The sequence below is a fragment of the Streptomyces sp. NPDC006552 genome (assembly GCF_040611655.1).
Taxonomy (GTDB): domain Bacteria; phylum Actinomycetota; class Actinomycetes; order Streptomycetales; family Streptomycetaceae; genus Streptomyces.
This window is the reverse complement of the sequence record NZ_JBEXOS010000017.1, coordinates 46806-58985: the sequence shown is the minus strand read 5'-3', so window position 1 is coordinate 58985 and position 12180 is coordinate 46806. Positions and strand designations below refer to the sequence as shown.

At 73.4% G+C, this 12180-nt stretch carries 11 protein-coding genes; 7 read left to right on the top strand and 4 right to left on the bottom strand.

Annotated features, from left to right (window positions below):
* The first annotated feature begins 27 nt into the window (after positions 1-27).
* From ABZY33_RS13345 to ABZY33_RS13330, 4 genes are all read left to right on the top strand, one after another.
* Entirely contained in the window at positions 28-2052 is a 2025-nt protein-coding gene (locus tag ABZY33_RS13345) for an AAA family ATPase (RefSeq protein ID WP_356491657.1), read from the top strand.
* 119 nt (positions 2053-2171) lie between these two features.
* Complete coding sequence (locus ABZY33_RS13340; protein ID WP_356491656.1) at positions 2172-2567, top strand: helix-turn-helix transcriptional regulator; 396 nt, start codon at positions 2172-2174, stop codon at positions 2565-2567.
* 27 nt (positions 2568-2594) lie between these two features.
* Positions 2595-3227 carry a hypothetical protein gene (locus ABZY33_RS13335; protein ID WP_356491655.1) on the top strand — a complete coding sequence of 211 codons (633 nt, stop codon included), beginning with the start codon at positions 2595-2597 and terminating at the stop codon, positions 3225-3227.
* Between the two features lie 128 nt (positions 3228-3355).
* Positions 3356-3691 carry a DUF2516 family protein gene (locus ABZY33_RS13330; protein ID WP_356491720.1) on the top strand — a complete coding sequence of 112 codons (336 nt, stop codon included), beginning with the start codon at positions 3356-3358 and terminating at the stop codon, positions 3689-3691.
* A 40-nt stretch (positions 3692-3731) separates the two neighbouring features.
* Here the strand turns inward: ABZY33_RS13330 and ABZY33_RS13325 are convergent, their stop codons facing one another.
* The 3 genes from ABZY33_RS13325 to ABZY33_RS13315 all read right to left on the bottom strand — a co-directional run bounded on the left by ABZY33_RS13325 (position 3732) and on the right by ABZY33_RS13315 (position 8011).
* Positions 3732-5042: a SpoIIE family protein phosphatase gene (locus ABZY33_RS13325; protein ID WP_356491654.1), complete on the bottom strand. Its 1311-nt coding sequence runs from the start codon at positions 5040-5042 to the stop codon at positions 3732-3734.
* A gap of 424 nt (positions 5043-5466) precedes the next feature.
* Positions 5467-6561, bottom strand: coding sequence for an NlpC/P60 family protein (locus ABZY33_RS13320; protein WP_356491653.1), 1095 nt, complete (start codon positions 6559-6561; stop codon positions 5467-5469).
* A 643-nt stretch (positions 6562-7204) separates the two neighbouring features.
* Positions 7205-8011: a class I SAM-dependent methyltransferase gene (locus ABZY33_RS13315; protein ID WP_356491652.1), complete on the bottom strand. Its 807-nt coding sequence runs from the start codon at positions 8009-8011 to the stop codon at positions 7205-7207.
* A gap of 178 nt (positions 8012-8189) precedes the next feature.
* Between ABZY33_RS13315 and mshA the strand changes: the two genes are divergently transcribed.
* The 3 genes from mshA to ABZY33_RS13300 all read left to right on the top strand — a co-directional run bounded on the left by mshA (position 8190) and on the right by ABZY33_RS13300 (position 11883).
* On the top strand, positions 8190-9533 hold the full coding sequence (gene mshA / locus ABZY33_RS13310; RefSeq protein ID WP_356491651.1) for a D-inositol-3-phosphate glycosyltransferase: 1344 nt from the start codon (positions 8190-8192) through the stop codon (positions 9531-9533).
* Entirely contained in the window at positions 9526-10038 is a 513-nt protein-coding gene (locus ABZY33_RS13305) for a YbjN domain-containing protein (protein ID WP_356491650.1), read from the top strand. Before mshA ends, ABZY33_RS13305 begins: the two co-directional genes overlap by 8 nt.
* 159 nt (positions 10039-10197) lie before the next feature.
* On the top strand, positions 10198-11883 hold the full coding sequence (locus ABZY33_RS13300; RefSeq protein WP_356491649.1) for a glycosyl hydrolase family 28-related protein: 1686 nt from the start codon (positions 10198-10200) through the stop codon (positions 11881-11883).
* 56 nt (positions 11884-11939) lie between these two features.
* On the opposite strand, the gene ABZY33_RS13295 is transcribed toward ABZY33_RS13300, so the two are convergent.
* Positions 11940-12131, bottom strand: coding sequence for a hypothetical protein (locus ABZY33_RS13295; RefSeq protein WP_356491648.1), 192 nt, complete (start codon positions 12129-12131; stop codon positions 11940-11942).
* Positions 12132-12180: the final 49 nt, after the last annotated feature.

Genomic DNA, 12180 nt, shown 5'->3' with positions numbered 1-12180 from the left:
TAACGCTTTATGGGTTACCGTGGCCGGATGAGCCAGCCCTCCCTCGATGCCGAACGCCGTTTCCACGACACCTGCCGCGCCGCTCTCGCCGCCATGGTCGACGGCGCCGACGAACAGGTCGTCATCGGGGAGAACGCCTCCGCCTCCGGCGCCGACGCCGAGGTGCTCGGATACCAGCTGCGCAGCCACGCCAAGGAACTGCGCGAACTGCCGCAGGGACCGCTGTTCTTCGGCCGGCTCGACTTCGGCGCCGCGGGCGAGCACGCGGGGCAGAGCTACCACGTCGGCCGGCTGCGCATCACCGAGCACCCGGCCGCGCCGCCCCTCGTGGTCGACTGGCGGGCCCCGGTCTCCCGGGCGTTCTACCAGGCGGGCGCCGACGATCCACAGGGTGTGGACGTCCGCCGCCGGTTCGGCTGGGCGCCGGGCAGCCTCGGGGCGTCGGCCGATCTGACCGGCATGGAGGACGAGCGGCTCGGCGCGGGGGAGGCGGGCACCGGCAGCCGGATCCTCGCCGGGGAGATCGAACGGCCCCGGGTCGGACCGATGCGGGACATCGCCGCCACCATCCAGCCCGACCAGGACGACCTGGTCCGCGCCGCGCTCACCACCTCGCTGTGCGTGCAGGGCGCGCCCGGCACCGGCAAGACCGCCGTGGGCCTGCACCGGGCCGCGTACCTCCTCTACACCTTCCCCGGGCGGGTCCGCCGCGACGGCCTCCTCGTCATCGGCCCGAACCGGACCTTCCTCTCCTACATCTCCGCCGTGCTGCCCGCGCTCGGCGAGAGCGGCGTGCGCCAGGCGACCGTCGGGGAACTCGTCGCGCGCGGCGAGGTGCGCGGGCACGACGACGAGAGCACCGCCGTCGTCAAGCACGACGTGCGGATGGCGCGGGTGGTGCGGCGCGCGCTGTACGCGCGGGTCTCGGCGGACGGCCTCACCGACGCCCTGGCCGTCCCGGACGGCTCGTACCGGTGGCGGGTGCCGCTCGCCGAACTCCGCCGCATCGTGGGCCACGTCCGCGCGGAGGAACCGCTGTACGCCGTCGGGCGCGAGCGCGTACGCAACCGGGCCGTGCGGTACATCCAGGAGCGGGCGGAGCGGCGCGGCGTGAGCGCGAGCGGTCTGTGGCTGCAGAAGATCGGCAGGTCACGGGCGATGAGCGGGTACGTGGACGCGGTCTGGCCCCGGGTGCGGCCGGAGGAGGTGCTGTACGGGCTGCTGTCGGACGGGGCCGCGCTGGCGGCCGCCGCCGACGGGGTGCTGGACGGCGCCGAACAGCGGGCCCTGCTGTGGACCCGGCCCCCGCGCTCGTACAAGTCCGCCCGGTGGTCCGCCGCCGACCTCGTGCTGCTCGACGAGATCGACGGGCTGCTCGACCGCCCCGGCGGGTACGGGCACATCGTCGTCGACGAGGCGCAGGACCTGTCGCCGATGCAGGCGCGGGCCGTCGCGCGGCGCTCCTCCTACGGTTCGCTGACCGTCCTCGGCGACCTGGCCCAGGGCACCACGCCCTGGGCGGCGCGGAGCTGGGACGACCTGCTCGGGCATCTGGGCAAGCCGGAGGCGCGGGTGGTGCCGCTGACGACCGGGTTCCGGGTGCCGGCCGCCGTCGTCGCGCTGGCCAACCGGGTCCTGGAGCGGATCGACGTCGACGTGCCGGCCGCGCGGTCCCTGCGCGGGGACGGCGAGGCACGGCTCTCGCGGGTCACCGACGTGCCGGCCGGCGTGGTGGCCGCGGTGCGCCGGGCGCTCGCCCACGAGGGCTCGGTCGGGGTGATCGCGGCGGAGGACGACGTGCCCCGCGTCCGGGAGGCGCTGACTGCCGCCGGGCTGGCGACGGCGGGCCCCGACGCGCTCGGGGCCCGGGTCACGGTGCTGGGCGCCGCGGTCGCCAAGGGCCTGGAGTACGACCACGTCGTCGCGGTCGAACCGGCGGCGATCACAGAAGCGGAACCCCGCGGCTTCGAACGGCTGTACGTGGTGCTGACCCGGGCGGTGTCGCGGCTGGAGGTGGTGCATGGGCGGGGGTTGCCGTTCGGGGGCGGGTGAGGGGGGGGTGGTTCGCTTTCGCTGGGTACGGGATCGGCGAGGGTCCGGGCGGTGAGGCGTGGGACACTTTTGCAAGCAGGCGCTTGCAAAAGTTAGCGGGGGTGCGACAGTATCAAGGCATGGCATCGCTCAACGTCGGAAGTCTCGGCGAGTACCTGCGCGAGCAGCGTCGCACCGCACAGCTGTCGCTGCGGCAGCTCGCCGACGCGGCCGGGGTGTCCAACCCGTATCTGAGCCAGATCGAGCGCGGGCTGCGCAAGCCGAGCGCGGAGGTGTTGCAGCAGGTCGCCAAGGCGCTGCGGATCTCCGCCGAGACGCTGTACGTGCGCGCCGGCATTCTCGACGCGGAGCGGGAGCGGGACGACGTGGAGACGCGTGCGGTGATCCTCGCCGATCCGTCCCTGAACGAGCGTCAGAAGAACGTCCTGTTGCAGATCTACGCGTCATTCAGGCATGAGAACGGGACCAGTGCCGGCGACGACGCCGGTGGCGATGCCGAGCCCTCGAGCACGTAAGCAGAAGTGATCCGGGAGGACCACGCAATGGCCATCAAGGACGACCTGCGCAAGACCTTCTCCGACCCGACCCCGCTCTACTTCGCCGCGGGTACCGCCGAGTTGGCGTTCCAGCAGGCCAAGAAGGTGCCCGGGCTCGTCGAGCAGTGGCGGGCCGAGGCGCCCGCGCGCTTCGAGGCCGTGCGCAACACCGACCCCAGGGACGTACAGGACAAGGCCGCCGCGCGCGCCAAGGAGGCCCAGGCCACCGTCAGCGCGAAGGTGACCGAGTTCGTCGCCGCCTTCGACACCGACCTGAAGAAGTTCGGCGAGAGCGCCCAGGACCTCGCCCTGCGCGGGGTGGGCCTGGCCGCCGAGGCCGCCGTGAAGGCCCGGGAGGCCTACGAGAAGGTCGCCGAGCACGGCGAGGAGGCCGTGAAGGCGTGGCGCGGCGAGGCGGCCGAGGAGATCAACGAGATCGCCGTCGCCGTCGAGCCGGACCCGGAGCCCCGCTCGGAGCCCCAGTCGGAGCCTCAGTCAGAGTCCGCCGCCGTGTCGGCGGAGAAGGCCGCCACGGCCAAGAAGGCCGCCACCGCCGGCACTGCCAAGAAGGCGGCGGCCGCCAAGAAGCCGGCCGCCGCGAAGAAGAACACGGACACCGCGGCGCCCGACGAGAAGTAGGGCCCGCGTCACGAGCTGGGCACGCGGCGCGTGCCCGGCTCGTTGTACGGGTACGGTGGCCGCAGTCCGGCGGGAGCGTTCCCGTGTGAACTGTCGAGGAAGACGATTTTGGTGGTGGCGTTGTGCTGATGCAGGGGTTCGCCAATGTGATGTGGCTGCTGAGCCTTGCCCTGATCGTCTTCAGCGGCTTCGCGCTCATCGACGCCGCCGTCCGCCGTGAGGACGCCTACCGCGCCGCGGACAAGAAGACCAAGCCGTTCTGGCTGGTCATCCTCGGACTCGCGTTCGTCGTGAACCTGCTCTTCCCGATCCTGTCGTTCCTGCCGATCATCGGCCTGATCGCGACCATCGTGTACATGGTGGACGTCCGGCCCGCCGTGCGGCAGATCACCGGCGGCGGTGGCCGCAAGGGGCGCGGCTCCAGCAGCGACGGACCGTACGGGCCCTACAACGGCGGGCGCTGAGCCCCTCCCGGGCACCCGGGCCCGGCAGGACCGGGGCGGGTCAGCGGTCCAGGAGCAGGACGGCCACGTCGTCGGTCAGGTCGCCGCCGTTGAGGTCGCGGACCTCGTTCATCGCCGCCTCCAGAAGCTCCTCGCCGCGCAGGCCGTCGGCCCGGCGGCGCCGGATCAGCTCCACCATGCCCTCCTGGCCCAGGCGCTGGTTGCCCTCGCCGATCCGGCCCTCGATCAGGCCGTCCGTGTAGAGCATGAGGCTCCAGGACGCGCCCAGCTCCACCTGCATCCGCGGCCAGCGGGCCTTGGGCAGCAGCCCCAGGGCCGGCCCGCTGTTCTCGTACGGGAGCAGCGCCGCCGGGCGGCCCGGGCTCGCGATCAGCGGGGACGGGTGGCCCGCCAGGCACAGGCCCGCGCGGCGGCCGTCCGGGGCTATGTCCACGGTGCACAGCGTCGCGAAGATCTCGTCGCTCTCCCGCTCGTGCTCCAGGACCTGCTGGAGGGTGGAGAGCAGTTCGTCGCCGCACAGGCCCGCGAAGGTCAACGCCCGCCAGGCGATCCGCAGTTCGACGCCGAGCGCCGCCTCGTCGGGGCCGTGCCCGCAGACGTCGCCGATCATCGCGTGGACGGTGCCGTCGGAGGTGCGGACGGTGTCGTAGAAGTCGCCGCCGAGCAGGGCGCGGGAGCGGCCGGGCCGGTAGCGGGCCGCGAACCGCAGCGGGGAGCCCTCCAGCAGCGGGGTCGGCAGCAGGCCGCGCTCCAGCCGGGCGTTCTCCTGCGCGCGCAGCCGGGACTCGGTGAGCTTGCGCTGGGCGATGTCGGCGCGCTTGCGCTCCACGGCGTAGCGGACGGCGCGGCCGAGCAGCCGCGCGTCCAGTTCGTCGCGGAAGAGGTAGTCCTGGGCGCCGACGCGGACCGCTTCGGCGGCGCGCTCGGCGTCGCCGGACGTGGTCAGCGCGAGGACGGCGTGCCGGGGCGCGAGGCGCAGGACGTGGCGCAGGGTCTCCAGTTCGTCGCTGCCCGCGTCGGCGCCGGCCTTGGGGCCGGGCAGCGCGAGGTCGAGCAGCACGCAGTTGACGTCATGGGTGAGCAGCCGCTCGGCCTCGGTGAGGTTGCGGGCGGTACGGACCCGGATCGGCCGGCCGGCGGCGTCCGGCATCTCCGGGATGCTGAGGGACCCGGCCGGGTCGTCCTCGATGACCAGGAGGGTCAGCGCGGCCGGGCCGGAGCCGTGCCGGTCGTGGTCGGCCCCCGGCCGGGGCGGCTGCGCGGCCTGCGTGGTCGCTGTCGTCGGGGCGGCGTGAGCCTGACCACCTTCCACGGCGGGGATGGCTCTCTGCCGCGGTACGGGTACGGGCATCGCTCGGTTCCTTCCCTCCCCCGAGGGCGCGGTGGGACGAAGGTCCTCGTCCACCAGACGGGGACCTTAGCGGTACGTGGCGCCGCAACGGAATGGTGAGCCGCGAACGGTCGGCGTCATATGCCGCAAGCGGTACCGGAATCGGGCACCTTCGCGGCACTGCCGCCCCACCAGGGAATGACGAACATCACGCCGGCCACCCGGAACCGCGCCGCGCCGAGTGCGCTTGCTCACGTGTCCCGGATCACCGCACCGATCACGCCGGGTACGGCAAGAGGAGCCGCGCCCCAGCCCCGTCAGGGGCGCGGGGAACTGCGTGCCCAGCTCCCACCCACCCGCACCCGCGAAACGACCCCACCCGGCCACGCGGCGCACCCCCCCCGCAACACCGGCGTCCCAAGGGCCCCGCCCCCGGCCGGCAGGCCTACGCGTCGGGCCGTACGACCCCGAGTATCGCCATCGACCCCGCCCCGGCCACGGTCACGTTCCGCCCCGGCCGCGGCGCGTGGATGATCGCCCCGTCCCCGATGTACATCCCGACATGGCTCGCGTCGTCGTGGTAGATGATCAGGTCGCCGGGCCGCATGTCCGCCACCGTGATGTGCTTCAGCTGCTTCCACTGCTCCTGGGACGTACGCGGGACGGGCCGCCCCGCCGCCGCCCACGCCTGTGAGGTCAGCCCCGAGCAGTCGTACGACTTCGGCCCCTCGGCCCCCCATACGTACGGCTTGCCGAGCTGGGCGGTGGCGAACTGCACCGCTTCCTTGCCGGCCTTCGTCGCCTTGCCGTCGATCTCCTTCAGGACACCCGAGGAGAGCCAGGCGGTCTGTGCCTCGCGCTCGGCCTCCTCCTCCAGCTTCTGGAGCCGCTCGCGCTCCTTCTTCTCGAGCTTGCTCTCCAGCGTCTGTGCCTGCTTGATCTGCCGCTCGACCTTCTTCTTCGCCGCGGCCTTCTTCTTGCGGCCCTCCTCCAGCTCCTTCCAGCGGGCGGAGGCGTCCTCGGCGTACCCGGCGAGGTCCTTCTGGGTGCGGGTCAGCTCGCTCAGCAGGTTCTTGGTGGCCTGCTGGCCCTGGTACATCCGGCCCGCGTGGTCGAGGAACTGCTGCGGGTCGCCGGAGAGCATGAACCGGGCCTCGCTAGGGATCCCGCCGGAGCGGTACTGCTCGCGGGCGGCCGCGCCCGCGCCGCTCTTGAGGCGGTCCAGCTTCTTGCGGCCCGCGGCGATCTTCTGGGCCAGCTTCACGATCTCGACGGACTGCTTGTCGGCCTTCTCCTCCGCCGCGTTGTACGCGTCGGTGGCCACCGCGGCGTCGTGGTACAGCGCGTCGATCTTCTTGCGGACCGCTTCGAGGTCCGTGTTCCGCAGCGCGCTCGGCGGGGTGCCGGCCGCGCCGGACGGGGAACCGGAAGGGGAGGGCCGCGGGCCCGGCGTCGCGTAGGCCGCGCCCGGCGCCGTCAGGACGGTCACGGCACACACCAGCGCCACGGCCGCCATCGTCGTCGTGCTCCGCTTGCTCATCCGCTCCGCCCCCACAGCCGAGACACACCTGATTTACCGTCAGTAACTTCGCGCGCTCCGGGGATCGTGCCACGCGAGCGCCGAATCCGACAGACCCCGCACGGTGTGACGAACGGCGCGCGGTGATCGTTCCCCCCCACCGGCGGACAGACGCCACTCGATCTGCGATCGGCTGCCCGGCAACCGGCGATCGGAGCCCCGTCGGCCGACGCTCGCAGGCCCGCCACTTGGCGGACGGACGGCTACCGGCCGGACCATCGGGCCCTCGTCAACGGGCCGGTGTCGGTTACCCGGAAACCGGCGATCGGGGTCCCAGCGACCGGAGTCCCAGCGACCGGCGCTCGCAGGCCCGTCGCCCGGTGGGCGGACGGCCGCCAGCCGCCGATCGGACCGGTATCAGTGGACCGGACGGATATCCGTCACCCGGCGATCGCAGAGCCGTCGCCCGGCACGCGGACGGACGGCCGTCAGCTGGGCAGTCGGATCCTCGTCAGCGGCCGGTCAATTACCCGGCAACCGGCGATCGGGGGCGCGGCGACCGATGATCGGATGCCCGGCAACCGGCGAGGGCAGGCCCGCCATCCGCCCGATCGGACCGCCGTCACCCGCGAACATCCCCCGTCCCGCCCCCAAACACCCCCCGTCACCCCGCAAACCCCGCACGCGGAGCCAACGCCCCCCACGCGACGGTCAGTTCCCCCTGGCGCCACCTGGCGGGCCCGTCCATCACCGGCCAGGTGCCCGCCAGTGTCCGCGCCGTGCGGATCCAGCGCTGGCGCGCGCCGTATGAGGCGTAGGGCGCGGCGGCCGCCCACGCGCGGTCGAAGTCGCGCAGGAAGGTGTGGACCGGTTCGCCCGGCACGTTGCGGTGGATCAGTGCCTTGGGCAGCCGTTCGGCGAGGTCGGAGGGGGTGTGCAGGGAGCCGAGCCGGGTCGCGAAGGTCACCGTGCGCGGGCCGGACGGGCCCAGCGCCACCCACACGTGCCGCCGCCCGATCTCGTCGCAGGTGCCCTCCACCAGGAGGCCGTCCGGCGCGAGCCGCCCGCAGAGCCGTTCCCAGACCCCGGCGACCTGCTCCTCGTCGTACTGGCGCAGCACGTTCGCGGCCCGGACCAGTACGGGCGCCGTCGTCAGGGGCAGCTCGAAGCCGCCGTGCCGGAAGGTGAGCCCCTCCCGCGCGTACGGTTGCGCGGCGGCGACCCGGGCGGGCTCGATCTCGATGCCGACCACGCGCGCGCGGGGCGCGGCCGCGCGCAGCCGGGCGAGCAGTTCGACGGCGGTCCAGGGCGCCGCCCCGTAGCCGAGGTCGACGGCCACGGGGTCGTCGGCGCGGCGCAGCGCGGGCCCGTGGACGGCCGCGATCCAGCGGTCCATGCGGCGCAGCCGGTTCGGGTTGGTGGTGCCTCGCGTCACTGTCCCCACGGGGCGGGAAGGGGTGCGCGGGCTCATGGCTACGAGGGTATGCGCTGCGCGGGAAGGGCCCGCGGCCGAGCCCGGACGGTAATGATTCGGCAAACTGGAAATGGAGCGGACCGCTCCGGTGTTGCCCCCTGTGGACGAGGGCGATGCCCTCCCCTTGCCGTGCCCGCTGTAGCGCTTGTACGCCCCATCGAGGAGGGCCCGCCACGTGAGCCAGTACGTGACCAGGTTCCGTCGGACCGGGGCCCCGCCGGCCCGGCTGAGGTTCCCCGGTGGCTCCCGGCGCCCGCGCCGGATCGCCATGCTCAGCGTGCACACCTCCCCGCTGCACCAGCCCGGCACGGGCGACGCGGGCGGCATGAACGTCTACATCGTGGAGCTGGCCAAGCGGCTGGCCGCGATCAACATCGAGGTGGAGATCTTCACCCGGGCCACCACCGGGGGCCTGCCCCCCGAGGTCGAACTGGCCCCCGGCGTCCTGGTCCGCCACGTCGACGCGGGCCCCTACGAGGGACTCGCCAAGGAGGAGCTGCCGGCTCAGCTGTGCGCCTTCACCCACGGCGTGATGCAGGCGTGGGCGGGGCACCGGCCCGGCTACTACGACCTCGTCCACTCGCACTACTGGCTCTCCGGGCACGTGGGCTGGCTGGCCGCCGAGCGCTGGGGTGTGCCGCTCGTGCACGCGATGCACACCATGGCGAAGGTCAAGAACGCGGCGCTCGCCGAGGGCGACACCCCCGAGCCCGCCGCCCGCGTCATCGGCGAGACCCAGATCGTGTGCGCCGCCGACCGGCTCATCGCGAACACCGCCGAGGAGGCGGGCGAGCTGGTCCGCCACTACGAGGCCGAGCCCGGCAAGGTCGCCGTCGTCCACCCGGGCGTGAACCTGGACCGGTTCCGCCCCGCCGACGGCCGCGCCGCCGCCCGCGCCCGCCTCGGGCTGCCGCAGGACGCCCTGGTGCCGCTCTTCGCGGGCCGCATCCAGCCGCTCAAGGCCCCCGACATCCTGCTCAGGGCGGTCGCCGTGCTGCTCGACGAGCGGCCGGAGCTGCGCGCGCGGATCGTCGTGCCGGTGGTCGGCGGGCCGAGCGGCAGCGGCCTCGCCAAGCCCGCGGCCCTGCAGAAGCTCGCCGCCCGGCTCGGCATCGCGGACGTCGTCCGGTTCCACCCGCCGGTCGGCCAGGACCAGCTCGCGGACTGGTTCCGGGCCGCGTCACTGCTGGTGATGCCGTCCTACAACGAGTCCTTCGGGCTCGTCGCCATAGAGGCGCAGGCGGCGGGGACGCCCGTCCTCGCCGCGTCCGTCGGCGGCCTCCCCGTAGCCGTGCGCCACGAAGAGACCGGCTTCCTGGTCGAGGGGCACGAACCGGCCCACTACGCGCGCGTGCTGCGCGAGTTCGCCGACCACCCCCACCTGGTGGACGCCATGGGCGGCGCGGCGGCCCGCCACGCCCAGCACTTCGGCTGGGACACGGCGGCCGCGGCGACGGCCGACGTCTACACCGCGGCCATGCACGAACACCGCCGTCACGTACCCTCGCACCATGGCTGACCATTCCCGGGCCGCGGAGACCGTCGAGGCGACACTCAAGGACGCCGAGCTGGAGTGGGAGTGCCCGCAGCCGGGGTCCTACGTCGTCACCCTGCCCGGCACCCGCAAGCTCTCCACGACGCTCTCGCTCCGCCTCGGACAGCACAGCCTGTCCCTGAACGCCTTCGTGATCCGCCACCCCGACGAGAACGAGGGCGGGGTCCACCGCTGGCTCCTGGAGCGCAATCTGCGCCTGTACGGCGTGAGTTACGCGGTCGACTCCCTCGGCGACATCTACCTGACGGGCAAGCTCCCGCTCGCCGCAGTCACCCCCGAGGAGCTGGACCGGCTGCTCGGCTCGGTCCTGGAGGCGGCCGACGGCGCGTTCAACACCCTCCTGGAGCTGGGTTTCGCCGGGGCGATCCGCAGGGAGTACGAGTGGCGGGTCGCGCGCGGTGAGTCCACACGCAACCTGGACGCGTTCACGCATCTGATCCAGCGCCCTTCTGCGGACGCCGACACCTAACCCGGCCCGCGTAGCCCTCCTCCGCTGTCTGTCCCCCTCTCCGTTCCCTGCTGCGGGACCCCTTCCGTGCCCGCGGCCCCCGTGGCATGCTCGCGCCCGGCACTTACGTGAACATCGTTCATGTATGTATACGTCGTCGGTCGGTGGAGGGTGGCAGCGATGCGGGACATCAGTAGACGCGGCGTGATCAGTAGACGCGGCGTGCTGGGCGCGGCGATCACGGTGGCGGCGGCCGCGGTGGCGGGACCGGGGGTGGCGACGGCCTCGGCGGGCGGGGCGCGCTCCGGCCAGGTCCCCACGCTCTGGCGGGAGTTCGCCCGGACCCCCTTCACGCACCCGCAGATCCCCTACGTCGGCCGGGCCGGCCACCGCGCGGGCCGCGGCCGCCCCGAGCGGCCCGGAAGGATCTTCCACGCCGAGTCCTACGGCGCCGCCGCCGACGGCACGACCGACAGCGCCCCCGCGATCAACCGCGCCCTCGCCGCCGCCGGACGGGCCGGCGGCGGCACGGTGCGGCTGCGCCCGGGCACGTACCGGATCGACGGCCTCATCCACATCGGCCACGACCACGTGGTGCTCCAGGGCGCGGGCAGCGGCCGCACCACGCTGTACGCCACCAAGAACCTCACCGAACTCATCGGCGCCTACGGCTCCCGCTACGGCGGCACCAAATCGTCCTGGTCCTGGGCGGGCGGCCTGATCTGGCTCTGCCCCGAGGACCGGTTCCGGACGCTCACGGACGCGATCAGGGCCCAGGAGTGGCCGTTCGAGGGCTGGACCGGCAACAAACGCGACGCGTGGCGGACACTGACCACGCTCGCCCCGGCCCGGCAGGGCTCCTGGTCGGTGACGGTCGCCGACGCCTCGCGGCTCCACGCGGGCGACCTGGTCCTGCTCCGCCTCGCCGACGACGCAGGACACACGCTCCTGGAGCACATGGCGGGCGGCGGCCCCGGCCCCGCGGCCTACTCCTGGGACGACAAGACCAAGCTCACCTCGTACGTCCCCTACGAGTGGCCGGTACGCATCGCCTCGGTGCGGCGCGACCGGGTCACCTTCGAACGCCCGCTGCCCCTGGACATCCGCCCGGAGTGGGACCCGCGGCTCACCACGCACGTCACGGCCCTGACCGGCGCGGGGGTCGAGGGGCTGACCCTGGAAGCCGTCGAGACCCCGCAGTCCCCGCACCTGCTCGACAAGGGCTACAACGGCGTCGCGCTGCAATGCGCGTACGACTGCTGGGCCGACGACGTCACGGTCCGCAACGTCGACAACGGCTTCGGGTTCGTCGCCGCCTCGGCCTCCACCCTGCGCCGCACGACGGTCGCCGGACGCGGCGTCCACCACCCGTACTTCTGCCGCGAGGGCTCGCACGACAACCTGGTCGAGGACTTCACCATCGAGCGCAGCACGGTCGAACCGCCCGCCGGCACGCAACTGCACGGCATCAACGTGGAGGGGCTCTCCTCCTACAACGTGTGGTCGCGCGGCCGGATGGAGCGGGGCACCTTCGACTCGCACCGCGGCCTGCCGTTCGCGAACGTCCGTACGGACATCACCGTCCGCAACGACGGTCAGCACGGCGGCGACGCCTCCGCGGGCCCCCTGTTCGGCGCGCGCTTCACCCACTGGAACATCAGGGTCACCAATGAACGGGCGGGCCTGATGAAGATCGACGGGCTCGCGCCGTGGAGTGCGACGGTGGGCCTCAACACGGTCCGCGAGTTCGGCCAGATCGACGTACCGGACTTCACCGGAGACCTGCACGCGCGCCTGGAGCTGTACGGGACGCGGGACGTGGTGCGGCCGGCGAACCTGTACGAGGCGCAACGGGCCCTGCGCTGAGGCCCGTCGGGGCGGCCGCCGGCTGACGGCGTCGCCCCGGGGCCGGGCCGGACCCGCTACCCGAGGGCCACCATCCGCACGACGGTCACGGTCAGCACGGTCCCCGATACGTAGTAGAGGACGATCGCGCCACCGATCGTCGCCTCACGGCGGTCGCGTTCACCCGACACGGAGCTGGAACCGTGCCCGTACGGGTCGTGCGAGAGCGTGCGGGCCATCTCCGCGCGGAAGACGTCCGGATCGGCCATCTTGGCCAGGGTGTCGTCGGCGGGCGGGGCGTACGCGATTCGGCAGGCG

Bases quoted from the DNA above. Each gene is read 5' to 3' on its own strand.
- ABZY33_RS13325 (WP_356491654.1), bottom strand. From the start codon at position 5,042: ATGCCCGTACCCGTACCGCGGCAGAGAGCCATCCCCGCCGTGGAAGGT.
- ABZY33_RS13340 (WP_356491656.1), top strand. From the start codon at position 2,172: ATGGCATCGCTCAACGTCGGAAGTCTCGGCGAGTACCTGCGCGAGCAG.
- ABZY33_RS13345 (WP_356491657.1), top strand. From the start codon at position 28: ATGAGCCAGCCCTCCCTCGATGCCGAACGCCGTTTCCACGACACCTGC.
- ABZY33_RS13300 (WP_356491649.1), top strand. From the start codon at position 10,198: ATGCGGGACATCAGTAGACGCGGCGTGATCAGTAGACGCGGCGTGCTG.
- ABZY33_RS13305 (WP_356491650.1), top strand. From the start codon at position 9,526: ATGGCTGACCATTCCCGGGCCGCGGAGACCGTCGAGGCGACACTCAAG.
- ABZY33_RS13330 (WP_356491720.1), top strand. From the start codon at position 3,356: ATGCAGGGGTTCGCCAATGTGATGTGGCTGCTGAGCCTTGCCCTGATC.
- ABZY33_RS13295 (WP_356491648.1), bottom strand. From the start codon at position 12,131: ATGGCCGATCCGGACGTCTTCCGCGCGGAGATGGCCCGCACGCTCTCG.
- ABZY33_RS13320 (WP_356491653.1), bottom strand. From the start codon at position 6,561: ATGAGCAAGCGGAGCACGACGACGATGGCGGCCGTGGCGCTGGTGTGT.
- ABZY33_RS13335 (WP_356491655.1), top strand. From the start codon at position 2,595: ATGGCCATCAAGGACGACCTGCGCAAGACCTTCTCCGACCCGACCCCG.
- ABZY33_RS13315 (WP_356491652.1), bottom strand. From the start codon at position 8,011: ATGAGCCCGCGCACCCCTTCCCGCCCCGTGGGGACAGTGACGCGAGGC.